This window comes from Streptomyces sp. NPDC107546 (assembly GCF_055639175.1).
This window is the reverse complement of sequence record NZ_JBVKBA010000004.1, coordinates 114175-137962: the sequence shown is the minus strand read 5'-3', so window position 1 is coordinate 137962 and position 23788 is coordinate 114175. Positions and strand designations below refer to the sequence as shown.

Genomic DNA, 23788 nt, shown 5'->3' with positions numbered 1-23788 from the left:
GCACCTCGCCCGTCGGCTCCGGGTACATCCGCACGGTGCCCACCCTCCGGTCGGGAGCGCGCCGGTGCCCTGGGTGGGGGCCGCCGCTGCGTGCTCGCTCCGCTCGCTCATTGTCGTACTACTTCCGCAGCTCGATGACGGTCTTGCCGATGCGGATCGGCGCGCCCAGCGGAATCGGTGTGGGGGACGTCAGCCGGGTCCGGTCGAGGTACGTGCCGTTGGTGGACCCGAGGTCCTCGACGATCCACTGGCCGTCGCGGTCGGGGTAGATCCTGGCGTGCCGACTGGAGGCGTAGTCGTCGTCCAGCACGATGGTGCTGTCATGGGCACGGCCGAGCGTGATGGTCTGGCCCTGCAGCGCGACCGTCGTTCCGGTCAGCGAGCCCTCGGAGACGACCAGCTTGGTGGGGGCCCCGCGGCGCTGCCGGCCGCCGCCCGGCTGCTGGCGCTGCGGCGGGGGCGCCGCCTGGCGGGCGCTCTGCTGCGGCCGTGCGGCCTCGCGACGCGCGCCGCGCTGGGTGACCCGCGTACCGAACAGGTCGCTTCTGATGACCTGCACGGCCACGATCACGAACAGCCACAGTACGGCCAGGAAACCCAGCCGCATGACCGTGAGGGTCAGCTCTGACATTGCCCCCGCTTCACCCTTCGGCTTGCCTATAGATAACGGTGGTGCTGCCCACGACGATCCGCGAGCCGTCGCGGAGCGTAGCGCGGGTGGTGTGCTGCCCGTCCACCACGATGCCGTTGGTGGAGCCGAGATCCTGGATCGTCGAGGGCGTTCCGGTCCGGATCTCACAGTGCCGGCGGGAGACGCCGGGGTCGTCGATCCGCACGTCGGCCTCGGTGCTGCGCCCCAGCACCAGCGTCGGGCGGGAGATCTGATGGCGGGTGCCGTTGATCTCGATCCAGTAGCGGGTGCGCCCGCCGGACGCCGGGGACCCGCCGGGGCGCTGCCCTGCGGGCTGCGGATAGCCGTATCCGCCGGGGCGCGCGCCGGGCGGCGGCGCGGACGGCATGGGCGGAGCGCCCGTCGGCGGGGCGGAGGGCGGGTAGCCGTAGCCGCCGGGGCGTCCGGAGGCGCCGCCCTGCGCGGGCGCCTGCTGGTTGGTGGAGGAGGCGAGCGTACGGCTGCGCACCCGGTACAGGCCGGTGTCGAGGTCGTCGGCCTTCTCCAGATGGACCTTGATGGGGCCCATGAAGGTGTAGCGCTGCTGCTTGGCGTAGTCGCGCACCATGCCGGCGAGCTCGTCGCCGAGCTGGCCGGAGTAGGGGCTGAGGCGCTCGTAGTCCGGTGCGCTCAGCTCCACGATGAAGTCGTTGGGGACGACGGTACGGTCGCGGTTCCAGATGGTCGCGTTGTTGTCGCACTCGCGCTGGAGCGCGCCGGCGATCTCCACGGGCTGGACCTCGGACTTGAAGACCTTGGCGAAGGTGCCGTTGACCAGACCTTCGAGGCGTTGCTCGAACTTCTTCAGGACTCCCATGGGGCACCTCCTCCGTCGTTGCCGTCCTGTGTACTGCTTACCTGGTACTGCTTACTGATCGTATCCACGCGCCGGAAAATCGGCTGGTTCCCCCCATCGGCCCTGTCGACGGGTGTCGACGCCTCCGGGTTTCCCTCCGGACGGCCCCTTCGAACACCTTCCGGGCGTACTCCTTGACGTACTCCTCGGAGCACTCCGCGGTGGTACTCCCGCCATGGATCGTAAAGGCGGCCGTAGACCAGTGTCCCGCACCCGGCTGTGGACCCCGCCCGCCTCCTGGAGAGATCGGCGGGACCGGTACGAGGTTGATACGTGAACAGACACGCCCTGAGACGTTGCGACGGCGGCGGGGGCTCGGGGCGGCGGGAGGTCAGGGGTGGGGCGGGCGGGGGTGCCGGGGCGGAGAGCCGGAGGCCGGGGGCTGAGGGCTGGGCGTCGGGTGGAGGCGTGTCGGTGGGGGCTGGGCCGGGGATGTGAGGCGTCGTGCCCGCCGGGGTGCCGACGCTCGATGTCTGGATTGGGTGTCTGCTGTTCGGTGTCGGGTCCGTGGGTGGTGGTCGGTGCGGACAGGTCGCCGGATGGGCCGGGAACCGGGGGCTCGGCGATGCCGCTGGTCGCGAGGGAGTTTCCAGGACGGGGCCGGGTCCCCCGGGGGAAAGGGATGTGAACCCACCCTCTCCAGCGTGCTAATGTTCTGGGTGTCGGAAGGCGCCGGGCCGAAAGGGCCGGAGCCGGAGGACACACCCAATGCGCGGGTGGCGGAATAGGCAGACGCGCTGGATTCAGGTTCCAGTGCCCGCAAGGGCGTGGGGGTTCAACTCCCCCCTCGCGCACAGAGAGATACCGAGGAAACGGGTCTCTGCCGGTGACGGAAGTCACGGCAGGGGCCCGTTTCTCGTTGCGTTGGCGGTTGTGAGGCATCGCACAACTTGGTCAAGACATACGGCCGGGCCCCGACGTGTGAGTTATCTCACGTGTCGGGGCCTGTCTTTGTTGTGCTTCGGCTGCCATGGCCGGGTCGGCTGGGCTCGGCTATGCGGCCGGTGTCAGGTGGCCCGTCGGTGTCCAGGTCTTCGGTTCTCGCGTCGGGCGGCGATGGTGGGTTCGGGTCGGGCGGCGGTGGTGGGTCCGCCGCCGAGGGCCAGGGTGTCGAGAAAGGCATAGGGCCGAAGCGCACCGCCCACCACCTCACGGAAGACCTTGCGATCCCGCCGAACCGTCGGACGGCCGCCCGCAGTGGCTGTCCGTGCCGGGCCGCCCGAGTCGGAGATCGAACGCCTCCTCGCCGAGCCGCCGAGGGAGCGTCAAGAGGCCGGTCGGCGGCCATACTTAGCCGTGCGGGGGCTCCCGTGACGACCTGAGGCGGGGAGGCGACGTGAGCAGTGACGGAAAGGGGCTGGGGAAGGTCGAGGTCAGGCTCAAGTGGGACCCGAGCCCGCTGGGGGAGCCGCCTCGTCATCTCGACATCATCGCCGCCACCTACTCCGCCGACGCACCCCACGGGCGGCCGGTGTACGTCGTCCACTGGGACAGCCGGTCGCCGGACGGCACCATCAACATGAGCCGGCACAGCAAGACCGGCATGGGCTTCGGCTTCGTGGAGGTGATGGTCCTCGAGTTCGACCGGCTGTCGGACGCCTACGGACGGGTGGTGGTCGGGGTGGCGATCCACCAGAAGGGCGGACCTCGTACCTTCGGCGAGATATCCAACGCCGGAGTGCTGATCGCCCAGAGGTACACGGAGCTGCTGAAGGACGACTTCGGGCAGGTACCCGACTCGACCGCCGCGACGGTGGCGGAGTTCACCCGCGACGGCACCGGAGCATGGCAGTTCCGCGAAATGATCCGCGGATTCGACAGCGACCCCGTGGTGTTCACCGCGGAGATGGGCAGCGCCCGCCCGTGACGTCGGGGCATATGTGTTCCTGTGCCCGGCTGTACGCGCCACAACCTGTGGACAACGGCACGGCTGCACACTCCAGCCCCGGCCCCCAGCTCCCGCGTCGCTGGGCAGGAATGCGCCCGGCCAGGGGCTTGGTCTCGGTCGGCGACCAGGAGGCGTCGGGCGATGTGTCCGGCGGAGCCCACCTGGCCACCCGGACGGCCCCTCTGGACTCCGTGCGCCTGCCAGGGTGCAGTGGAGCGGGCACCCGACGGGTGTCAGTCCCCTTCGGCGCGCGCCTCGATGTCCTCGATGCCGGTGGGACGGCCGGCACGGTTCCACCGGATGTAGAGTCCGCCCGCGATCAGGAGTGTGGCCACCATCGACAGGACCGGCCAGCCGCGCAGCAGGTTCACCACGAGGGTGAATGCGACGGCCGCCGCGGCGAGACCGTTGACCCAGGCCAGCGCGGGCTTGCGTTCCTGCCGGGCGAAGCGGGCCATGGCGACCAGGCCGACCAGGAAGCTGACGAAGACCGCGACCGCGTAGAACAGGACCAGCTCCTGCTCCTGGCCCGCCGCCGCGACGATGATCAGGGCGGCGGCAGCCAGGTAGACCACGACCGACCAGTACGGGGTGTGGTGACGGTTGGTCCGGCCCAGCACCGGCGGCAGCACGCCCGGCCTCTCGGCCGTGCCGGACAGCGCCTTCAGCAGGCCCGGTCCGGCCTGGAAGGAGGAGCTGGCGGCGGCGAGCAGCAGCAGCGAGCTGGTCAGCTGGAAGGCCCCATAGAGCCAGCCGGGTCCGGCGGCGGCGTGCGCGATGTCGGCGATCTGGGTGGAGTCGACGCCGGGGATGCCGATGTGCAGGCGGACGGCGAGCGCGGTCAGGGCCAGGGTGAGGCCGCCGACGATGACCACGAGCAGGGCCAGGGTGCCGCGGCCGAAGCGGCGGCGGTGGGTGTCGTCGAGCTGGCCGAGCTGGGCGATCGCGGTCGACGGCGCCTCGACGCCGGTGGCGAGCGCCATCGCCACGGGGAAGGCCAGCACCACGGCGAGGACCGCCGAGTGGCCCGGGCTGGCCGTGGCGGCGGCGTGGCCGTCGGAGTGCGGGGCGGCGAAGCCGAGTACCAGCACGGCCACGGAGACGGCCACGAACGCGACCGTCATCACGGCGAACAGCAGCCGCCCCCCGTGCCCGAACCAGGTCAGCCCGGCCACCACGAGCAGCAGGACCAGCGCCAGCGGGATACGGACCGGCGCGAGGGCCGGGAACAGAGCGATCACCGCGCTCGCGGCGGCCGCGATGGAGATGCCGATGGTCAGGACGAAGTCCACGACCAGAGCGCCGATCGGCAGGAACGTCCAGCGCGGCCCGAACGCCCGTGCAGCCGCCGCGGCCGCGCCCCCGCCCTGCGGGAAGCGGCGCACGAGTTGCCAGTAGTTGGCGGTGACCACGACGACGAGCCCGATCACCAGGCTCATGGTGGGCAGCAGCAGCGCCAGGTCCCCGCGCAGGGCGCGCAGCGCCGCCTCGATCGCGTAGGCGACGGAGGACACCGGGTCCGCGATCACCGCGAAGGCGAAGGCGAAGAAGAGGACGGACCGGCGCGGAGTACGGCCGCGCAACGCGGACGCAGCTTCCGACGCGACGGCAGCCTGACGGATGGGAGCCACGCGAAGACCTTTCCTGAGAAGAGGAACGGAAGAGACTTCGCCGACCAGACTTCCCGGCACACCGATGACCAGGCTATGTCAGGAGGTCGTCAGTGAGCTGCCAAGGATCCGTCAAATTTGCCACCCGCGCGCCGGCGCCCAGGCGCGAGCAGTGGCGGTTGGCAAGGCAGCGTCACGCGGTCGACTGGCTACGACGAGGCCGACCCAGTGCCCCGGATGGAGCACGCGCTCATCACCCGCAGCGTCCCTGCTCACCACCGCCCGGGGCGGCGCCCAGCCGCTCCTCGACACCCTCAACGCCTACTTCGACTCCGGCCGCGTCGCGGCCGAGGCCGCCCGCCGTCTCTCCCTCAGCGTGCGGGCCATGACGTACCGCCTGGAACGCATCCACCAGCTCACCGGCGCCGACCCCGCCCACCGCCACATGCTGCAGACCGCCGTCATCGGCGCCCGGCTGCCGGACTGGCCCGCCAGGGAACTCTGACGCCGAACCGGTGGCCGCAGTCCGCGCCATCCGGGAAGGATGCACGCCGTGAGTCAACCTGCCGACATCATCATGGTGTTCGACCGGGACGAGGAGCTCTCGGTGTTCCCCTCGCTGCGCGCTGCGGAGGAGTGGCTGGAAGCGATCGACGTCGCAGACGGGGAGTACGAGGCGTACACCGCCGAGGGCCGTGTCGTGGACCTGCGCGCGCCGCAAGGGGCGGAGGGTCCGGTCGTGGCCCTGCGCACCGAGGAGGACGGCCGGGCGGACCTGGAACGCCGCGTCGCCCGTTTCTGGCACCGGTGCGCGGACCGCACGGCGCTCGGGCCCAAGGACACGGCCCGCCTGCTGCTGAACGGCGGACTGCGGCAGCCGCGTCGAGGGCTGCGCCGGCTGACCGGGCTGTTCCAGCGCAGAGGCGGTGTTCCGGGAGCGTAGGACGGCAAACTCGGCGCCGTCGCGCAAGGGCCGCCGGCGTCCGGCTGCGGTGCCCATCCACGGGGACAGGGGCGGGAGCCGACGGCAGGAGCGCATGGTCCGCGTGCCGTCGGCCGTCACGGTGCGCGGGCCGTGGGCCGTCACCCGATGCTGTGACGGTACCGTCAGCTCCCGGTGGCCAGGTGCTCGAGCGCGATGTTGAGCTGGAGGACGTTCACGCGGGGCTGGTCGAGGAAGCCGAGCGTTGGGCCCTGTGTGTGCTCGTCGACGACCTTGTGCACCTGCGCGGCGGTCAGCCCGTTGGCCTTGGCGACCCGCTTGACCTGGATGTCCGCGTAGGCCGGGGAGATGTCCGGGTCGATCGCGGAGGCGGAGCCCGTGACGGCGTCCTTGGGTACCTGGGACTCCGGGACGCCGTTGAACGCGGCGACCTGCCTCTTCGCCGCCTCGACCATCGCGACCAGCTTGGGGTTGCTCGCGCCGAGCTGGCTGGAGCCGGTGGCCAGCGGGTCGTAGTCGCTGTTGGACGGGCGGGGCTGGAACCACTTCGGGTCGGGCTTGTCGGTGCCCTTGATGTTCCAGCTCTGCCCGATCAGGGCCGAGCCGACTTCCTTGCCGTCGACCCTCACGATCGAGCCGTTGGCCTCGTCGTGGAAGAGCGCCTGGCCGATGCCGGTGACGGCGAGCGGATAGATGACGCCGGTCACGACGGTGAGGACGAGCAGCATGCGCAGGGCGGCCCACACCATGCGCCCGGAGTTCACTACGGAGGTGTTCATGTCCTTCAGCCGATCCCGGGGATCACAGAGATGAGCAGGTCGATGAGTTTGATGCCGATGAAGGGGGCGATCAGGCCGCCGATGCCGTAGACGGCGAGGTTGCGGCGGAGCATCCTGTCCGCGCTCGTGGGCCGGTAGCGCACGCCCTTCAGGGCGAGCGGCACCAGCGCGATGATGATCAGTGCGTTGAAGACGACCGCGGACAGGATCGCCGAGTCCGGCGAGGCCAGGTGCATGATGTTGAGCTTGTTCAGGCCCGGGTAGACCGTCGCGAACAGCGCGGGGATGATCGCGAAGTACTTGGCGACGTCGTTGGCGATGGAGAACGTCGTCAGGGCGCCTCGGGTGATGAGGAGCTGTTTGCCGATCTCGACGATCTCGATGAGCTTGGTCGGGTTGGAGTCGAGGTCGACCATGTTGCCGGCCTCCTTGGCGGCCGACGTCCCCGTGTTCATCGCCACGCCGACATCCGCCTGCGCGAGCGCGGGCGCGTCGTTGGTGCCGTCACCGGTCATCGCGACCAGCTTGCCGCCCGCCTGCTCCCGTTTGATCAGGGCCATCTTGTCCTCAGGGGTGGCCTCGGCGAGGAAGTCGTCGACTCCTGCCTCCTCGGCGATCGCCTTCGCGGTCAGCGGGTTGTCGCCGGTGATCATGACGGTCTTGATGCCCATGCGGCGCAACTCCTCGAACCGCTCCCGCATGCCCTCCTTGACGACGTCCTTGAGATGGATGACCCCGAGGACCCGGGCGCCCTCGTCGTCCTGGACCGCGACCAGCAGCGGCGTGCCGCCGGCCTCGGAGATCCGGTCGGTCAGCGCCCGAGCGTCGTCGGCGACCTGGCCGCCCCGCTCGCGCACCCAGTCGATGACGGAGGCCGTGGCCCCCTTGCGGACCTTGCGAGCGGTGCCGTTCTCCGTGAGGTCCACGCCGGACATGCGGGTCTGGGCCGTGAAGGCGATCCACTCGGCACCCACCAGTTCACCCTGGTGGCGTTCGCGCAGCCCGTACTTCTCCTTCGCCAGGACGACGATCGAGCGGCCCTCGGGGGTCTCGTCGGCCAGCGACGACAGCTGGGCGGCGTCGGCGACCTCGGCCTCCGTGGTGCCCCGCACCGGTACGAACTCGGACGCCTGGCGGTTGCCGAGGGTGATGGTGCCGGTCTTGTCGAGCAGCAGCGTGGAGACGTCACCGGCGGCCTCCACCGCACGGCCGGACATGGCCAGCACGTTGTGCTGCACCAGGCGGTCCATGCCGGCGATGCCGATCGCCGACAGCAGCGCGCCGATGGTGGTCGGGATGAGGCAGACGAGAAGCGCCACCAGGACGACCATCGTCAGGTGCGTGCCCGCGTAGTCCGCGAACGGCGGCAGCGTGGCGCACGCGAGCAGGAAGACGATCGTCAGCGACGCCAGCAGGATGTTCAGCGCGATCTCGTTCGGGGTCTTCTGCCGGGCCGCCCCCTCGACCAGGTTGATCATCCGGTCGATGAACGTCTCGCCCGGCTTTGTCGTGATCTTGACGACGATGCGGTCGGAGAGGACCTTCGTTCCGCCGGTGACCGCGGACCGGTCGCCGCCGGATTCGCGGATCACGGGTGCCGACTCACCGGTGATGGCCGACTCGTCGACGGAGGCGACGCCCTCCACCACGTCACCGTCGCCGGGAATGACGTCGCCGGCCTCGCAGACGACCAGGTCACCGACCGTCAGCGCGGTGCCCGGCACCCGCTCCTCCGTGGTGCGGTCGGACAGCAGCCGGCGGGCAACGGTGTCGGTCTTGGCCTTGCGCAGGGTGTCAGCCTGGGCTTTGCCGCGGCCCTCGGCGACGGCCTCCGCGAGGTTGGCGAAGACGACGGTCAGCCACAGCCAGGCGCTGATCGCCCAACCGAACCAGTCGCCCGGGTCCTTGAAGGAGAACACGGTCGTCAGGACGGAGCCGACCAGGACCACGAACATCACGGGAGACTTGACCATCACCCGCGGGTCGAGCTTGCGGAAGGCGTCCGGCAGCGACTTCACCAGCTGCTTCGGATCGAAGAGACCGCCGCCGACGCGCCCTTGGGGTTTGTGTCCCGTCGGCGGGTCCTGGTGGGGAGCAAGTGTCGGAGTGCCAGTGGACATGGAGTCCTGATTCTTCGCGTCTGTCCTCTGCGAGTCGGTGGTCATGCCGCCAGCCCCTCGGCGAGCGGCCCCAGCGCGAGCGCCGGGAAGAACGTCAGCCCCGTGATGATCAGGGTCGCGCCCATCAGCAGGCCCGTGAACAGGGGTTTCTCGGTGCGCAGGGTGCCCGCGGTGACCGGGATGGGCTTCTGCTCGGCGAGCGAGCCGGCCAGCGCGAGGACGAACACCATCGGCAGGAAGCGGCCGAGCAGCATGGCGAGGCCCAGCATCGTGTTGTGGTACTCGGTGTTCGCGGCGAAGCCGGCGAAGGCGGATCCGTTGTTGTTGCTGGCCGAGGTGTAGGCGTAGAGCACCTCGGAGAAGCCGTGCGCGCCCACGTTCGTCATCGAGGACTGCCCCTTGCCCAGCGCCATCGCCAGCGCGGTGCCGATCAGCACCAGAGCCGGGGTGACGAGGATGTAGCAGGCCGCCAGCTTGATCTCGCGCGAGCCGATCTTCTTGCCCAGGTACTCGGGCGTACGGCCGACCATCAGGCCCGCGATGAACACCGCGATGACCGCCATGATCAGCATGCCGTAGAGACCGGAACCGACACCGCCGGGCGCGATCTCGCCCAGCATCATGCCCAGCAGCAGGACACCGCCGGACAGGCCGCTGAAGGAGTCGTGGAAGGAGTTGACCGACCCGGTCGAGGTCATGGTGGTGGAGACCGCGAACAGGGAGGACGGGCCCTCGCCGAACCGCTGCTCCTTGCCCTCCATCGCCCCACCCGCGAGCTGGGACGCGGTGCCCGGATGGGCGTACTCGAGCCAGGTCACGGCGACCACGCCGAGGAACCAGATGATCCCCATGGCGGCGACGATCGCGTAGCCCTGCTTGACGTTGCCGACCATCGTGCCGAAGGTGCGCGGCAGCGAGAACGGGATCACCAGCAGCAGGAAGATCTCCAGCCAGTTGGTGAAGCCGTTGGGGTTCTCGAACGGGTGCGAGGAGTTGGCGTTGAAGAAGCCCCCGCCGTTGGTGCCGAAGTCCTTGATGGCCTCCTGTGAGGCGACTGCGCCCGGGCTGATGGCCTGCTTGTCACCGGTGAGCGTGGTGAGGTAGTGGATGTCGCCGAAGTTCTGGACGGCACCCGCCGCGATCAGTACGACGGCCACGACCACGCAGACCGGAAGCAGGATGCGGATGGTGCAGCGCACCAGGTCGGTCCAGAAGTTTCCGAGGTCGCCGGTGTGGAGGGGGGTCCCCCCGCTGGAGCGAGGCCGAGAGTGGGGGAGGGCGAAGCCTCGCACCAGGGCCACCGCGACGGCGATGCCCACCGCGGCGGAGACGAAGTTCTGCACCGCCAGGCCCATCGTCTGGGTGACGTGGCTCATCGCCGTCTCGCCCGAGTACGACTGCCAGTTGGTGTTGGACACGAACGACGCGGCGGTGTCGAAGGCCTGGTCCGGGCTGATCGCCTTGAAGCCGAGCGACAGCGGCAGCTTGTCCTGCACCCGCTGCAGCAGGTACAGGAACAGCACGCTCACCGCGGAGAACGCCAGGACACCGCGCAGATACGCGGGCCAGCGCATCTCCGCATCCGGGTCGGCGCCCACCGAGCGGTAGATCCACCTCTCGACCCGCAGGTGCTTCTCGGACTGGAAGACGGCGGCCATGTAGTCGCCGAACGGACGGTGCACCAGGGCGAGCGCACCGATCAGCGCGACCACGAGGAGCACGTCAGCAAGTACGGGGCTCATGTCGCGGCTCAGAACCTCTCCGGGAAGATCAGAGCGAGGACGAGATAGCCCAGCAGGGCGACGGCCACGACCAGGCCGACAACGTTCTGGACGGTCACAGCTTCGCCACTCCCTTGGCGGCGAGGGCCACCAGCGCGAAGACCGCGACGGTGGCGATGACGAAGGCGACGTCGGCCATCGTGAGCTCCTGGATGAGGTTCGGGTAAGAGCGGACCCCTAGAGACAACCGCGTTTCTCAGAGGGCTTCGACCGTCGTTAACGGCCCTCTTACGGCCGCTGAAGGACCCTTGACGGCCCTCTGACGCCGGCCGTTCGGGCAAGGGTGGGCAAACGAATCGCCCACCCTCATGTCCACCCTGCCGCCCCCGTGCGCGGGGCCACCATCCGGTTCCTCGCCCGTGTTCCTCCCGGGTGAAGCCGTACGCAGCCCCTGCCGTCCTGTGGCGCTGTTCGGGTGGTCAGTTCTCCCGGTCGGGATCGGGCAGTGCCAGTACCGCTCGGGCGTCGCGCACGGTGGGGTGGCCTTCGCCCAGGTGCAGGGCGGCCTGGCTGACGGCCTGTTCCGCACGTGCCCTTCCGTCCGGCCCGTCCGACAGGCCCAGCAGGGCGTGTGACACACGCAGGCGCAGCCTCAGCGGGTGCTGTGCGCCCAGCCGCTCGGAGGCTTCGTCGGAGTAGGCGCCGCACTCCCGGCGCACCTCTGTGAGGGGTTTCCCTTCGTTGATCCGCACGCCGGCCGGGGCGGTGACCACCGCGCGTTCGCCCGGCGGCACGGCTACAGCCGTCCGGAGTCCGCCCGAAACGCAGAGCCGGCATCCGCGGAGCCTTCCTCACACTCGCCCGCCGCTTTTCGGATCGGCCGGCACGGACACCGTCGGAGTCCGGCGCCGGAAACAGCCGTGCGAGCGACTCCTGGCCGTGGCGGCGACAGTGAACTGACCGAGAACGAACGCGCACATCCGGCGCGGGAGGCGCCAGGCTTGAGCGGAGGTGTCTCACGGCGTGCGGGAGCGGGGACCTCTCATGCCCGTGCCTCCGGACCGGGCCGGTCCGGAGGCACGGGCAGGTTGTCCAGGAAGTCGCTGGTGGGCACATGGAAAAGCGATCCGGTGACCGGTGTGGAGAAGTCCAGGATCCGATCGTGGGACGCCGGCGGTGCGCCCAGGAACATGCGCTCCAACATGGTCTCCAGCACCGTCGGGGTTCGGGCGTACCCGATGAAGTACGTGCCGAACTCGCCCTTGCCGACAGTGCCGAAGGGCATGTTGTCGCGCAGGATCTCGTGCTTCGTACCGTCGCGGTCCACGATCGTGGTCAGGGCGACATGCGAGTCGGCCGGCTTGACCTCGTCGTCGAGTTCGACGTCGGACAGCTTCCGACGCCCGATCACCCTCTCCTGGGCCTCCACCGGAAGGGCGTTCCAGGCCCCCAGATCGTGGAGGTACTTCTGCACCATCACATAGCTTCCACCCGCGAAGCGGGGGTCCTCGCCGCCGACCAGCACCGCCTCGCTCGCCGCCGGGCCGACCGGGTTCTCCGTCCCGTCGACGAAGCCGAGCAGGTCCCGCACGTCGAAGTACTTGAACCCGTGCACCTCGTCGCACACCGTCACCGCACCGCGGAGACGCTCCATGATCTCGCCCGCCAGCGCGAAGCACAGGTCGAGGCGGGCGGCACGGATGTGGAAGAGCAGGTCCCCGGGCGTGGACACGGCGCGGTGCACGGGGCCTGCCAGCTCACGGAAGGGATGCAGCTCCGCGGGACGCGGCCCGCAGAACAGACGGTCCCACACGTCGGATCCCACGCCCGTGACACAGCTGAGCCTTCCGCTGGGCGTGGCACGGAAGCCGACGGCCCGCTGCAGCCCGTTCAGATCGGACAGCAACCTGCGGACGACCGGTTCGCTTCCCGGGTCCACGGTCACCACCAGGAAGATCGCGGCGTCCGTCAACGGGGACAGCACCGACTGGGGAACCGGCTCCGCGGAGGACTGGGTCACGGGCCACACCCCTTTCCCAGGGCACGGGCGGTTTCCCACTCTAGGGCGGCCCCAACAGGTGTGCCACCGCGCAGCGGGCGGACGCCGACGCCGGAGGTTTTCCACAGCCACGGAGTTGTCCACAGGCTCTGACGCACCTCGACCGCCGACCTGTACGGTCGTCCGCAGTTGATGTTCACACGACTGCATGGACAGCGGGGGAGGCGATCGGTGTGACCGAGGTCGAGGTTGGGGTGGGGACGGCGAAGCCGCGGCAGGAGGCCCGGATCTCCGCGGTGCGCGGCTTCGCGCGGTGGCCGGTCGAAGGCTCACCGAAGGAGGAGGGCAAGGCACTGCGCGCACGGGTGCCGCGCCGGGCCCACGCCGAACTGGTGCTGGACATCGACCGCCCGGACGCGGTAACCGCCGTGGAGGAGTCCAACCGGGGCCGCCTCCCCGAGCTGACGCCCATACGCGTCGGCAGGATGGCGGCCACACCGTTCGCGTTCCTGCGCGGCTCGGCGGGCCTCATGGCCTACGACCTCGCACGCACCCCGATGACCGGCATCCGCGCCCAGATCTGCGGCGACGCCCACGCGGCGAACTTCGGCCTGTACGGGGACGCCCGTGGCGGCCTGGTCATCGACCTGAACGACTTCGACGAGACGGTGGACGGCCCCTGGGAGTGGGACCTCAAACGGCTCGCCGCCTCGCTGGTGCTCGCCGGCCGTGAGGCCGGGGCCGACGAGGACCGGTGCCGTCAGGCGGCGCACGACGCGGTCGGCGCCTACCGGCGCACCATGCGCCTGCTGGCCAGGCTCCCGGTCCTGGACGCCTGGAACGCGATCGCGGACGAGGAGCTCGTCTCCCACACCGACGCCCACGATCTGCTCGGCACGCTGGAACGGGTCTCGGAGAAGGCGCGGGCCAACACGAGCGGGCGGTTCGCGGCGAAGGCGACCGAGCCGGTCGAGGGCGGCGGCCGACGCTTCGTGGACGCGCCGCCGGTGCTGCGCCGCATACCGGACGCGGAGGCCGAGTCGGTCGCGGCGGCACTGGAGGAGTATCTGACGACGCTGCCCGAGGACCGGCTCCCGCTCCTCGCCCGGTACGCGGTGCACGACGTGGCGTTCCGCGTCGTCGGCACGGGAAGTGTGGGCACCCGCTCCTATGTGGTGCTGCTTCTCGACCACCGAGGCGAACCGCTGATCCTCCAGGTCAAGGAGGCCCGCCCGTCGGCCCTGCTGCCCCATCTGGCCACGTCCGGGCACCCGGTGCCGGAGGTGGAGCACGAGGGCCGCCGGGTCGTCCAGGGGCAGAAGCGCATGCAGGTCGTCAGCGACATCCTGCTGGGCTGGACGACGGTCGACGGACGCCCCTACCAGGTACGGCAGTTCCGCAACCGCAAGGGCAGCGTCGACCCGTCGGCCCTGCCCGCCGACCAGATAGACGACTACGCCCGCATGACAGGGGCGCTGCTGGCTCGCGCCCACAGCCACAGCGCCGACCCCCGCCTGATCTCGGGCTACTGCGGCAAGAACGAGGAGCTGGACGAGGCGACGGCGGCCTTCGCCGTGGCGTACGCGGACCGCACGGAGGCGGATCACGCGGAGTTGGTGGCGGCGGTGAGGAGTGGGCGGATCGCGGGGGAGGCGGGGGTCTGAGGGGCTGAGGGGATAGGGGGAGGAGGGGGAGGGGGGAGGGGAGGCCCCCCAAGGGTGTCGATCTGCCGGGCATCCCGACCTCACCGGACCACGGCAGGCCCCCGCGACCGTGTCTTACGCTGGTGCGGTGACGACGCCCGATGCCGAGCAGAGCCAGACCGTGTCCGAGGCCGAGGAGCCGGTTGCCGAGGGCACCGGTTCGGGCGGGGCCGGGGGTGCCGGGGCGCGGCCCGAGGAGCGGCTGGAGCGGGCCGTGCGGGCCGCCGAGCAGGCGTTGATCGAGTACGAGATCGCCCTGGAGACCTTCCGCGTGGAGGTGGAGAACTTCTCCCGGTTGCACCACCAGAAGCTCGGCCCCATGTACGCGCGCCTGGAGGAGCTGGACGCGGAGATCGCCGAGGCGCTGGCCGCCCGCACCCAGGACCCGGAGGACATACGCCGGGCCCAAGAGGCACGTGCCCGGGTCATGCCGATGCCGGGCGTGGAGGAGCTGTTCCACGGCTGGATGGACTCCGGCGGGCTGTTCCCGGAGGCGCAGGCCATGCTGACGGACCAGCCCGTGCGGCCTCCGCAGCGCGTGCGGCCCAGCGAGGAGGCCCGCAAGCTGTACCGCGAGCTGGCCCGCAAGGCTCACCCCGACCTCGCCCAGGACGAGGACGAGCGCAAACGGCGGGACGAGTTCATCGCCCGGGTCAACGCCGCCTACGCCCGCGGCGACGAGGCCCAGCTGCGGGAGCTGTCCGAGGAGTGGGCCGCCGGCCCCGTCCCCGAGGAGCGCCGGCCGAGTCACAGCGAGGAGCTCTACGCCCGTCTGGAGTGGCTCTCCCGACGCAAGGAACTGCTCACGCTGGTGGCCCGGGAGCTGGAGGAGGGGGCGATCGGTTCGATGCTGCGGCTGGCCCCGAACGACCCGGACGGTCTTCTCGAGGAGATCGCGGAGCAGCTGCTGGCCCAGGTCGCGCAGAAGGAAGCCGAACTGGAGGAGCTGCGCCGCTGAGCCCACCGCTGCGGTGGACGATGGCGGGCACGTCCGCGTCGGCGTCGGGTAGCGTCGGGGTATGCATTTCGGAGCTGGTGTGCCCACGGTCGAGGTCGCGGACCTCAAGGACGACGACTTCCTTCTGGACGTCCGCGAGGACGACGAGTGGCGGGCGGGTCACGCCGAGGGGGCGCTGCACATCCCCCTCAGTGAGTTCGTCGCACGCTACGGAGAGTTCACCGAGGCGGCGCCGCAGGACAGCCGGGTGCATGTGATCTGCCGTTCCGGGGGCCGTTCGGCTCAGGTGGCGATGTACCTGGTCCAGCAGGGCATCGACGCGGTGAACGTCGACGGCGGCATGCAGGTGTGGGCCGCCGAGGGCCGGCCGGTCGTGGACGCCAAGGGCGAGCCCGGCGTCGTGCTCTAGTCCGGCCCCGGGAGGTCGTGCCGCGCTGCGGGCCTGGGACGTCGGGCTGTAGTCCGGTCGGGGGCTTTTGCGGGGTCGCCCCGCTCAGCCCAGCGGGTGTGCCGCCAGCAGGTCGCCCAGGCTCTCCTCGTGTGCTGCCGCCGGGCCGAGTGACAGTTCCAGGTGCTTGGCCCAGGCGTGATACCGGTGCAGGGAGTAGTCGGTGTCGGCGCCGAAGCCGCCGTGCAGATGCTGCGCCGTCTGCACCACCCGCCGTACGCCCTCCGAAGCCCAGACCTTCGCCACCGCCACGTCCCCGGCCGCCGGCAGCGCTCCCGCCGTGCCGGAGGTGATCCGCCACGCGGCCTGCCAGAGCGTGGCCTCCATGGCGCGCAGGTCCATGTACCGGTCGGCGGCCTGCACCGCGACCGCCTGGAACGTGGCGATGGGGTGGCCGAACTGTTCCCGTTTGCCGGCGTACTCGCTCGTCATCCTCAGCGCGGCCTCGGCGAGGCCGAGCGCCAGCGCGCACGTCCCGGTGGTGAGCAGCAGGCGCAGCCACTCCCAGGCTCCCTCGGTGTCGAGCACATACCGCTCGGCGATCCGTGCCGATTCCAGCCGCAGCTCGGCGAGCCGCTCCCCGGTCGTGGAGAGCTGTTCGGCCAGAACGGCGCCCTCATGCCTGGGCGGCACCAGGGCCAGTACGGTGCGGCCGGAGTCGTCGGTGTGGGCCGGTACGAGGACGGCGTCGGCGTTGTACGCCCACGGCACCGCTGTCTGTGTCCCCTCCAGCACCCAGGTGTCGCCCTCCTGCCGCGCCACCACCGCGAGTTCGGCCCGGTCGTGCCCGGTCCGGCCGTGTGCGGCGACCGTGAGGACGGGCTCTCCCCGGCCGGTTCGTGCGAGCAGTTCCTCCTTCAACTCAGCGCTGCCGTAAGCCTGTATGGCGACCGCCGCCGTTGTGTTCTCCAGCAGCGGCACCCTTGCGAGCACCTTGGCCGACTCCCGCAGCACCAGGCAGAGGGCGATCGCGTCGAGACCCGCGCCGCCGTACTCCCCCTCCAGCAGCAGGCCGAGCAGGTCCGCGTCGGCGAGCCGCGCCCACAGCGCCCGGTCGAAGTCGTCGGCGACGGCGGCGGTGGTCAGTGCGGGGCTGGGCACCCCGTCCGGCGCGACCCCGGTGAACACGGCCCTCGCCGCCTCGAGTGCCGCCTGCTGCTCCTCGCTGAAGGTGAAGTCCACGGCCTGTCCTCCTGGCGGTCCGCTGATCTGACGGACCGTCAAGATAGAACAGGTTCTATTAGAAGGGAACGGTCCGCGGACAGGCCCTCCCACGGAAAGCCTGACGAGCGGCCCCACGAGGAACGCTCACCGGTCGAAGTCCAGCTCCACCGTCTCCGTGACCGGATGCGACTGGCACGCCAGCACATATCCGGCCTCCGTCTCCTCCGGCTCGAGCGCGAAGTTGCGGTCCATCCGTACCTCGCCCGAGACCAGGAAGGCCCGGCAGGTCCCGCACACCCCGCCCTTGCAGGCGTAGGGCGCGTCGGGTCGGTTGCGCAGCACTGTCTCCAGCAGCGACTCGCCGTCGTGGACCGGCCAGGTGCCGCCGCGTCCGTCGAGCCGCGCGGTCACCCTGCTGTGCGCGGGGGCGGGAGCGGACGGCGTGATCACGGCTCCGTCGTCCACATGGAAGATCTCCTCGTGGATCCGGGTCCGTGGCACTCCCAGCCCGCGCAGCGCGCGCTCCGCCGACTGCACCAGGCCGAACGGTCCGCACAGGAACCAGCCGGCGACCTCCTCCACCGGCAGCAGCGCAGGCAGCAGCCCGTCCAGCCGCTCCCGGTCGAGCCGCCCTGAGGGCAGTCCCGCCTGCTGTTCCTCCCGGGAGAGCACCGTGACCAGCTGGAACCGCTCGGGATAGCGGTCCTTGAGGTCGGCTACCTCTTCCAGGAACATCGTCGAGGCCGTCGTGCGGTCGCTGCGTATGAGGCAGAACCGCGCGCCGGGTTCCCGCTCCAGGAGCGTCGTCACGATCGACAGCACGGGGGTGATGCCGCTGCCGCCCACCACCGCCGCGTACAGCCCGGGTGCCGACTCGAGCGTGAACCGTCCCGCCGGTGTCATCACCTCCAGCTCGTCCCCCTCGGCGATCTCCTTGAGCGCGTAGGTGGAGAAGGCTCCGCCCTCCACCAGCCGTACCCCGACCCGCAGCGTGTGCGGACCCTCTTCGTCCGGTGCCGGAGCGGGGGAGCAGATCGAGTACGTACGCCGGATCTCCCTGCCGTCGGCGGTGCGGCGCAGCGCGAGGTGCTGGCCGGGCATGTGCCGGTACTCCTCGCGCAGCGCGGGTGGCACGGCGAGGGTCAGGGTCACGGAGTCGTCGGTGAGCCGCTCCACCGAGACCACCGGGAGCGGGTGGAACCGGGCCATCACAGCTCCTTGAAGTGGTCGAACGGCTCACGGCAGGCGAGGCAGCGGCGCAGCGCCTTGCACGCGGTGGACGAGAAACGGCTGAGCAGCTCGGTCTCGGCGGACCCGCAGAACGGGCAGCGCACGGGGGCGTCCGCCTCGGTGGAGTCGGTGACGGTACGGGTCGGGCCCAGCTCCACGGGCACCGGACCCGACGTGTGCCGTCCGCGGACGCGAGGGGGCGCTATCCCGAACTCCCGCAGCTTGCGGCGACCCTCCTCGGAGATGTCATCCGTCGACCAGGCGGGGCTGAGGACCGTGCGTACGACGACCTTCCGTACGCCGTGCTCGCGCAGAACCCGCTCTATGTCCACGGCCATCGCTTCGAGCGCGGGGCATCCCGTGTAGGTCGGGGTCAGCTCGACCTCCACCGCGTCCGTGCCGCGCACCTGGACGGACCGTAGAACGCCCAGCTCCTCCAGAGTGACCACGGGCAGCTCCGGGTCGGGGACGGAGCCGGCGAGCCGGCGCAGTTCCTCCTCGAGGGCCGTGGCCGTCACCATGACGCCCCCGGGTGACTGCGGTGCAGATGCTGCATCTCGGCGAGCATCCGTCCGAACGGTTCGGTGTGCAGGCCCTGCCGCCCCGCGCCCGCGGTCCACGCCCCGGAGCGCGGCCCCGGCGGGACTTCGAGGGTGGCCCGGCGCAGGATGCCGCCGACCGAGTCCAGCCAGGCCTGCTCGATGCCGGTCCAGTCGGCGTCCACGCCCTCCACCGGCTGGAACATCTCTCCCGTGTACCGCCACAGTGCCTCGCACGCGCGACGCATCCGCTCATGGCTCATGTCGGTCCCGTCGCCGAGCCGCAGCGTCCACTGCTCGGCGTGGTCCTGGTGGTAGGCGACCTCCTTGACCGCCTTGGCCGCGAGCCCGGCGAACTCGCTGTCTCCGGCGGCGAGTTCGCTGTACAGGAGCCGCTGGTAGGTCGAGAAGTACAGCTGACGGGCGATGGTGTGTGCGAAGTCGCCGTTCGGCTGTTCCACCAGTTGCAGATTGCGGAAGGCGCGCTCCTCGCGCAGGTAGGCCAGCTCGTCCTCGTCGCCCACCATGGACAGCAGCACCCGGGCCTGGCCCAGCAGGTCTAGGGCGATGTTGGCGAGGGCGACCTCCTCCTCCAGTACGGGCGCGTGGCCCGCCCACTCCCCCAGGCGGTGCGAGAGCACCAGGGCGTCGTCGCCGAGTGCCAGGGCGGCAGGGGTGTGCACGGTGACGGTCACAGGTGCTTCACTCCTTCCGGGATCTCGTAGAACGTGGGGTGCCGGTACGGCTTGTCGGCGGCCGGTTCGAAGAACGGGTCCTTCTCGTCGGGCGAGGACGCGGTGATCGCGGCGGAGGGCACCACCCAGATCGAGACGCCCTCGCCGCGCCGGGTGTACAGGTCGCGCGCGTTGCGCAGGGCCAGCTCGGCGTCCGGGGCGTGCAGGCTGCCGGCGTGGGTGTGCGAAAGCCCGCGGCGTGAGCGCACGAAAACCTCCCACAAGGGCCAGTCGGTGTTCGTCATGCGTGCTGCGCTCCTGTCCCGCCGTTGTGCTTCGCCGCGTACGCCGCGGCTGCATCCCGTACCCAGGCGCCTTCCTCGTGGGCCTGCCTGCGCTGGGTCAGCCGCTGCTCGTTGCAGGGGCCGTTGCCCTTGAGGACCTCCCAGAACTCCGTCCAGTCGATGGGGCCGAAGTCGTGGTGCCCCCGCTCCTCGTTCCACTTCAGGTCCGGGTCGGGGAGGGTCAGGCCCAGGGACTGCGCCTGGGGGACGCAGATGTCCACGAAGCGCTGGCGCAGCTCGTCGTTCGAGTGCCGCTTGATCTTCCAGGTCATCGACTGCGCGGAGTGGGCGGACTCGTCGTCGGGTGGGCCGAACATCATCAGGGACGGCCACCACCAGCGGTTCACCGCGTCCTGCGCCATCGCGTGCTGCTCCGGTGTGCCTCGGCTCAGGGTCAGCAGCAGTTCGTAGCCCTGGCGCTGGTGGAAGGACTCCTCCTTGCAGATGCGGACCATCGCGCGCGCGTACGGCCCGTAGGAGCAGCGGCACAGGGGCACCTGGTTGGTGATCGCGGCGCCGTCCACCAGCCAGCCGATGGCGCCGACGTCCGCCCAGGTCAGCGTCGGGTAGTTGAAGATCGATGAATACTTCTGGCGGCCCGCGTGCAGTTTGTCGAGCAGCTCGTCGCGGCTGGTGCCGAGTGTCTCCGCCGCGCCGTACAGATACAGTCCGTGGCCCGCCTCGTCCTGGACCTTGGCCATCAGGATCGCCTTGCGGCGCAGCGAGGGAGCGCGCGTGATCCAGTTGGCCTCCGGCTGCATGCCGATGATCTCGGAGTGCGCGTGCTGGGCGATCTGCCGGACGAGGGTGGCGCGGTAGGCGTCGGGCATCCAGTCGCGGGGCTCGATGCGCTCGTCGGCGGCCACGGCGGCGTCGAACACGGCCTCGTACGCCGTCGCGTCCGCCGCTGTGCCGTCCGCTTTGGCCGGCCGGTGCGCTGCTGCTGTCGCCATGCGGTCCCCCTGACCACTCGCCTGCTCCCGACCGATCGTTCGGTCCGGTCGATTCAATGGTGAGGCGGGGCCCCGTAGGGTGTCAACCGCTGTGGACGACCCGCGGTGACCGTCCGGCCGCTGTGCCGATTGGGCTGTGCGGGGCGCGCGGGGCTGAGTACCGTTCCGGGTGCGTATGCCCGGCGTGCTGCGAACGGGTGAGGCGAGGCGGGCGGCCCGCCGCGGAAAAAGCAGGTGGTGGCCGCCGTCGGCGGCACAGAAATCGGCACCACGGCAGGAGAGCTCGGGAGACGGGGCGGGATGGACGCGTACGACGAGGGATCGGACGCCCGGCGGGATCGGCCGGGCGACTGCGCCGACCCGGTGTCTGCCCTGCCCGAGGACGCCGTGACGGACGTCACCGAGGAGCAGGAGGAACAGAGGGACGCTGGGGGTGCTCCTGCCGCCGAACCCGCCGCCTCCTCGAAATTCCCCTCTCCGACATCCCCCTCCCCGGAAGCCGCCTCCCCGGCCCCCGCGCCCCGGACCGGCATAGCCGCCCTCCCGCTCCGCTACCAGGTCGCCGCCGCGCTGGCGCTCGCGGTCGTCGCGGTCGCCGCGTGTGTGCACCTGGGCATGGTGTTCCTGCACGTCGCGCCCCCGAACACACTCACGAAGAAGCACGGCAAGGCGATCGACGACTGGATCTACCCGGAGTTCGAACAGAACTGGAAGCTGTTCGCCCCCAACCCGCTGCAGCAGGACATCGACGTCCAGGTCCGCGCCGAGGTGCGCACCCGGAATGGCGGAGAGCGGACGACCGGCTGGTACGACCTGTCGGCGCTCGACGGAGCGGCCATCCACGGCAATCTGCTGCCGAGCCACACCCAGCAGAACGAACTGCGTCGCGCCTGGGACTTCTACGCCGCCTCGCACGACGGCGAGAACCGCCCGGTGGGCCTGCGCGGCGCCCTGTCCGAGGCCTATCTGCGCCGCGTCGTCGTGGTGCGTCTCGACCGGGAGCACGCGGCAGGCCGCGGTGAGAGCCTCGAGAGCGTCCAGGTCCGCTCCCGCACCACCAACGTGCCGCCGCCCAAGTGGAGCGACGAACAGGTCTCCAGTACGCCCGTGTACCGCCAGCTGCCGTGGTGGTCGCTTCCGGACGGCGAGCGGACGGGGGCGAGCGCCTGATGAACCGTGTCGCCCTGTCCGTCTCGCGCGGCATCGCCCGAGTCGCCGACGCCGCCCTCGGCCCGTACCAGACCGCGGTCGTGCGCATCGGCTTCGCGGCCACCTGGCTGCTGTTCCTGCTGCGGGAGTTCCCCCACCGCCAGGAGATGTACGGACCCGACGGCCCATGGAGCTGGGACCTGGCCCGGCAGCTGATCGCGGACAACCACGCCTTCACGATCCTGATGTGGTCCGGCAGCCAGGTCTGGTTCGAGGCCGTGTACGCCCTCGCCGTGCTGTCGAGCGCCCTCTTCCTCGTGGGATGGCGCACCCGCACGATGTCCGTGCTGTTCATGGTGGGCGTGCTGTCGCTGCAGAACCGCAGCGTGTTCATGGGTGACGGCGGTGACAATGTCATCCATCTGATGGCGATCTACCTGGTCTTCACGCGCTGCGGGCAGGTGTGGTCGCTGGACGAGCGACGCGAACGGCGCGCCCGAGCCGCACGCGCGCGTGGGGAACGGCCCCGGCCCGACCGGGCGGGGCCCGTGCTGTGGTGTGCGCTCGGCCTCGCGCTGGCCCTGGCGACGGGCGCGGGCCGGCTCGGCGCCGGCTGGCTTGCCGTGTACTGGGGGCTGTGGGCCGTACAGGGCCTGTGGTGGTACGTCGTCCGGCGCGCCCCGGACGGCGAGCCCCGCATCCTGCTGGACGTCGTCGCCAACCTCGTGCACAACACCGCCCTGTTCGTGATCATGGCCGAGGCGTGTCTGATCTACTCGACCGCCGGCTGGTACAAGATCCAGGGCTCACGCTGGCAGGACGGCACCGCCGTCTACTACCCGCTGCACCTGGACTCCTTCTCGCCCTGGCCCGCCCTGTCGGACCTGCTGGCCGCGCAGGGCACGATGGTGCTGCTGGTGACGTACGGGACGGTCGCCGCGCAGGTCGCGTTCCCGTTCACCCTCTTCAACCGGCGCGTGAAGAACGTCCTGCTGGCGTGCATGATGACCGAGCACGCGGTGATCGCCGTTGTCCTCGGGCTTCCGTTCTTCTCCCTGGCGATGATCGCCGCCGACGCCGTGTTCCTGCCGACGTCCTTCCTGCGCCGACTGGGCGGCTGGGCCTCACGCGCGCGTGGGCGCCTGTCCGCGGGCCGTGTCGTCCGGGCGCTGCCGCGTCCGCGCCCGCACCGGCCGCCCACTGAGGAACCGACCGAGCCCGCACAGGCCGGCTCGCCGGCGTGAGCCGCACGTAGGCTGCACAGCATGACCGACCCGTCCCGCGGCGCCACCGACCCGCTGACCACCTGGCGCAGGCTCGCCGCCTCCTGCGTGCTGCTCGACGGTTTCCACGCGCTCAAGCACGCCGTCCGCTTCCACGCGCGGGTGCCGGTCGCCGTCACCACCGACCGAGGTGCGGCACTCGCCCTGGCCGGCGAACTCGCCCCCGACGTACGGGACACCCTGGACGCGCTCCTGACGGAGGTCCCCGAGGCCGCGTACCAGACCCTCGTACCGCGCCCGCACCCCACCGGGGTCGCGGCCCTCGCCGAGCGCCCCTCGCGTGAGGCAAACCTGGAGACGCTCCGGCGCACGCCCCGAACCGCCCCCGTCGTCGTCCTCGACAACCCCCGCAACCTGGGCAACGCGGGCGCCGTGATCCGGCTCGCGGCCGGCTTCGGCGCGACCGGGGTCGTCACGACCGGCACGCTCGACCCCTGGCACCCCACGGTGGTCCGCGGCGGGGCGGGGCTGCACTTCGCGACCGCCGTGGAGCGGCTGACCGTGGCCGAGCTGCCGCCCGGCCCGGTCTTCGCGCTGGATGCGGAGGGCGACGACATCCGCGGGCTGAAACTCCCCGACGACGCCGTGCTCGCGTTCGGCTCCGAGCGCACCGGCCTCTCCGCCGACCTGCGCGCCCGCACCGACCACCTGGTGTCCCTGCCGATGCGCCCCCAGGTCTCCAGCTACAACCTCGCGACCAGCGTCGCCATGGCGCTGTACCACTGGAGCGCGACCGGGGGCGCATCCGCCTGAGCGG

24 protein-coding genes, 1 tRNA gene and 1 pseudogene are annotated in these 23788 nt (G+C 70.9%); 10 read left to right on the top strand and 16 right to left on the bottom strand.

Features of this window, described 5'->3' with window-relative positions:
- Positions 1-118: 118 nt before the first annotated feature.
- Positions 119-631, bottom strand: coding sequence for an FHA domain-containing protein FhaB/FipA (locus tag ACZ7L1_RS07585; RefSeq protein ID WP_471435081.1), 513 nt, complete (start codon positions 629-631; stop codon positions 119-121).
- A gap of 10 nt (positions 632-641) precedes the next feature.
- Positions 642-1487: an FhaA domain-containing protein gene (locus ACZ7L1_RS07580; protein ID WP_471435080.1), complete on the bottom strand. Its 846-nt coding sequence runs from the start codon at positions 1485-1487 to the stop codon at positions 642-644.
- Positions 1488-2236: 749 nt separating this feature from the next.
- On the opposite strand from ACZ7L1_RS07580, the gene ACZ7L1_RS07575 reads away from it, so the two are divergent.
- Together ACZ7L1_RS07575 and ACZ7L1_RS07570 are read left to right on the top strand one after the other, a co-directional pair.
- Positions 2237-2320, top strand: a tRNA-Leu gene (locus tag ACZ7L1_RS07575).
- Between the two features lie 542 nt (positions 2321-2862).
- The gene (locus tag ACZ7L1_RS07570) at positions 2863-3393 is read left to right on the top strand and encodes a TerD family protein (protein WP_471435078.1); all 531 of its coding nucleotides are present in this window, start codon (positions 2863-2865) and stop codon (positions 3391-3393) included.
- 254 nt (positions 3394-3647) lie between these two features.
- On the opposite strand, the gene ACZ7L1_RS07565 is transcribed toward ACZ7L1_RS07570, so the two are convergent.
- Entirely contained in the window at positions 3648-5045 is a 1398-nt protein-coding gene (locus ACZ7L1_RS07565; RefSeq protein ID WP_471435076.1) for an APC family permease, read from the bottom strand.
- A gap of 250 nt (positions 5046-5295) precedes the next feature.
- Here ACZ7L1_RS07565 and ACZ7L1_RS07560 point away from each other — a divergent pair.
- Together ACZ7L1_RS07560 and ACZ7L1_RS07555 are read left to right on the top strand one after the other, a co-directional pair.
- Positions 5296-5529: pseudogene (locus tag ACZ7L1_RS07560) on the top strand (helix-turn-helix domain-containing protein); the annotation flags it as partial.
- Between the two features lie 48 nt (positions 5530-5577).
- Positions 5578-5967: a hypothetical protein gene (locus tag ACZ7L1_RS07555; protein WP_471435075.1), complete on the top strand. Its 390-nt coding sequence runs from the start codon at positions 5578-5580 to the stop codon at positions 5965-5967.
- Between the two features lie 164 nt (positions 5968-6131).
- Here ACZ7L1_RS07555 and kdpC read toward each other — a convergent pair whose 3' ends face one another.
- The 7 genes from kdpC to ACZ7L1_RS07520 all read right to left on the bottom strand — a co-directional run bounded on the left by kdpC (position 6132) and on the right by ACZ7L1_RS07520 (position 12607).
- Positions 6132-6746 carry a potassium-transporting ATPase subunit KdpC gene (kdpC, locus tag ACZ7L1_RS07550; protein ID WP_471435073.1) on the bottom strand — a complete coding sequence of 205 codons (615 nt, stop codon included), beginning with the start codon at positions 6744-6746 and terminating at the stop codon, positions 6132-6134.
- A gap of 5 nt (positions 6747-6751) precedes the next feature.
- Positions 6752-8866 carry a potassium-transporting ATPase subunit KdpB gene (gene kdpB / locus ACZ7L1_RS07545; RefSeq protein WP_471435072.1) on the bottom strand — a complete coding sequence of 705 codons (2115 nt, stop codon included), beginning with the start codon at positions 8864-8866 and terminating at the stop codon, positions 6752-6754.
- A gap of 41 nt (positions 8867-8907) precedes the next feature.
- Complete coding sequence (gene kdpA / locus ACZ7L1_RS07540; protein WP_471435070.1) at positions 8908-10608, bottom strand: potassium-transporting ATPase subunit KdpA; 1701 nt, start codon at positions 10606-10608, stop codon at positions 8908-8910.
- Positions 10609-10616: 8 nt separating this feature from the next.
- A complete protein-coding gene (kdpF, locus tag ACZ7L1_RS07535) occupies positions 10617-10706 on the bottom strand; it encodes a K(+)-transporting ATPase subunit F (RefSeq protein WP_471435068.1) in 90 nt (29 codons plus the stop codon).
- On the bottom strand, positions 10703-10834 hold the full coding sequence (locus ACZ7L1_RS07530) for a hypothetical protein (RefSeq protein WP_471435066.1): 132 nt from the start codon (positions 10832-10834) through the stop codon (positions 10703-10705). The genes kdpF and ACZ7L1_RS07530 overlap by 4 nt, the downstream gene beginning before the upstream one ends.
- 232 nt (positions 10835-11066) lie before the next feature.
- A complete protein-coding gene (locus ACZ7L1_RS07525) occupies positions 11067-11381 on the bottom strand; it encodes a hypothetical protein (protein ID WP_471435065.1) in 315 nt (104 codons plus the stop codon).
- A gap of 248 nt (positions 11382-11629) precedes the next feature.
- Positions 11630-12607, bottom strand: coding sequence for a Dyp-type peroxidase (locus ACZ7L1_RS07520; RefSeq protein WP_471435064.1), 978 nt, complete (start codon positions 12605-12607; stop codon positions 11630-11632).
- A 212-nt stretch (positions 12608-12819) separates the two neighbouring features.
- Between ACZ7L1_RS07520 and ACZ7L1_RS07515 the strand changes: the two genes are divergently transcribed.
- From ACZ7L1_RS07515 to ACZ7L1_RS07505, 3 genes are all read left to right on the top strand, one after another.
- Positions 12820-14250: a DUF2252 domain-containing protein gene (locus ACZ7L1_RS07515; protein WP_471435062.1), complete on the top strand. Its 1431-nt coding sequence runs from the start codon at positions 12820-12822 to the stop codon at positions 14248-14250.
- Between the two features lie 127 nt (positions 14251-14377).
- Positions 14378-15247: a J domain-containing protein gene (locus tag ACZ7L1_RS07510; protein WP_471435061.1), complete on the top strand. Its 870-nt coding sequence runs from the start codon at positions 14378-14380 to the stop codon at positions 15245-15247.
- Positions 15248-15326: 79 nt separating this feature from the next.
- A complete protein-coding gene (locus tag ACZ7L1_RS07505) occupies positions 15327-15656 on the top strand; it encodes a rhodanese-like domain-containing protein (RefSeq protein WP_471435396.1) in 330 nt (109 codons plus the stop codon).
- 84 nt (positions 15657-15740) lie between these two features.
- Here the strand turns inward: ACZ7L1_RS07505 and ACZ7L1_RS07500 are convergent, their stop codons facing one another.
- The 6 genes from ACZ7L1_RS07500 to paaA form a co-directional block, all read right to left on the bottom strand.
- Positions 15741-16877, bottom strand: a complete 1137-nt coding sequence (locus ACZ7L1_RS07500; RefSeq protein ID WP_471435060.1) for an acyl-CoA dehydrogenase family protein — start codon at positions 16875-16877, stop codon at positions 15741-15743.
- A 126-nt stretch (positions 16878-17003) separates the two neighbouring features.
- A complete protein-coding gene (locus tag ACZ7L1_RS07495; protein ID WP_471435058.1) occupies positions 17004-18068 on the bottom strand; it encodes a 2Fe-2S iron-sulfur cluster-binding protein in 1065 nt (354 codons plus the stop codon).
- Positions 18068-18610 carry a 1,2-phenylacetyl-CoA epoxidase subunit PaaD gene (paaD, locus tag ACZ7L1_RS07490; protein WP_471435056.1) on the bottom strand — a complete coding sequence of 181 codons (543 nt, stop codon included), beginning with the start codon at positions 18608-18610 and terminating at the stop codon, positions 18068-18070. The genes ACZ7L1_RS07495 and paaD overlap by 1 nt, the downstream gene beginning before the upstream one ends.
- Positions 18604-19323 (bottom strand): 1,2-phenylacetyl-CoA epoxidase subunit PaaC, encoded by a 720-nt coding sequence (gene paaC, locus ACZ7L1_RS07485; protein ID WP_471435054.1) that lies wholly within the window; start codon positions 19321-19323, stop codon positions 18604-18606. The genes paaD and paaC overlap by 7 nt, the downstream gene beginning before the upstream one ends.
- Entirely contained in the window at positions 19320-19607 is a 288-nt protein-coding gene (gene paaB / locus ACZ7L1_RS07480) for a 1,2-phenylacetyl-CoA epoxidase subunit PaaB (RefSeq protein WP_037614825.1), read from the bottom strand. Before paaB ends, paaC begins: the two co-directional genes overlap by 4 nt.
- Positions 19604-20599 (bottom strand): 1,2-phenylacetyl-CoA epoxidase subunit PaaA, encoded by a 996-nt coding sequence (paaA, locus tag ACZ7L1_RS07475; protein WP_471435052.1) that lies wholly within the window; start codon positions 20597-20599, stop codon positions 19604-19606. The genes paaB and paaA overlap by 4 nt, the downstream gene beginning before the upstream one ends.
- Before the next feature lie 300 nt (positions 20600-20899).
- On the opposite strand from paaA, the gene ACZ7L1_RS07470 reads away from it, so the two are divergent.
- From ACZ7L1_RS07470 to ACZ7L1_RS07460, 3 genes are read left to right on the top strand one after another with little or no spacing between them, the layout of a single operon-like run.
- On the top strand, positions 20900-21769 hold the full coding sequence (locus ACZ7L1_RS07470) for a DUF5819 family protein (protein WP_471435050.1): 870 nt from the start codon (positions 20900-20902) through the stop codon (positions 21767-21769).
- Entirely contained in the window at positions 21769-22992 is a 1224-nt protein-coding gene (locus tag ACZ7L1_RS07465) for an HTTM domain-containing protein (protein ID WP_471435048.1), read from the top strand. Before ACZ7L1_RS07470 ends, ACZ7L1_RS07465 begins: the two co-directional genes overlap by 1 nt.
- Before the next feature lie 21 nt (positions 22993-23013).
- A complete protein-coding gene (locus tag ACZ7L1_RS07460) occupies positions 23014-23784 on the top strand; it encodes a TrmH family RNA methyltransferase (protein ID WP_471435046.1) in 771 nt (256 codons plus the stop codon).
- Positions 23785-23788 lie beyond the last annotated feature (4 nt).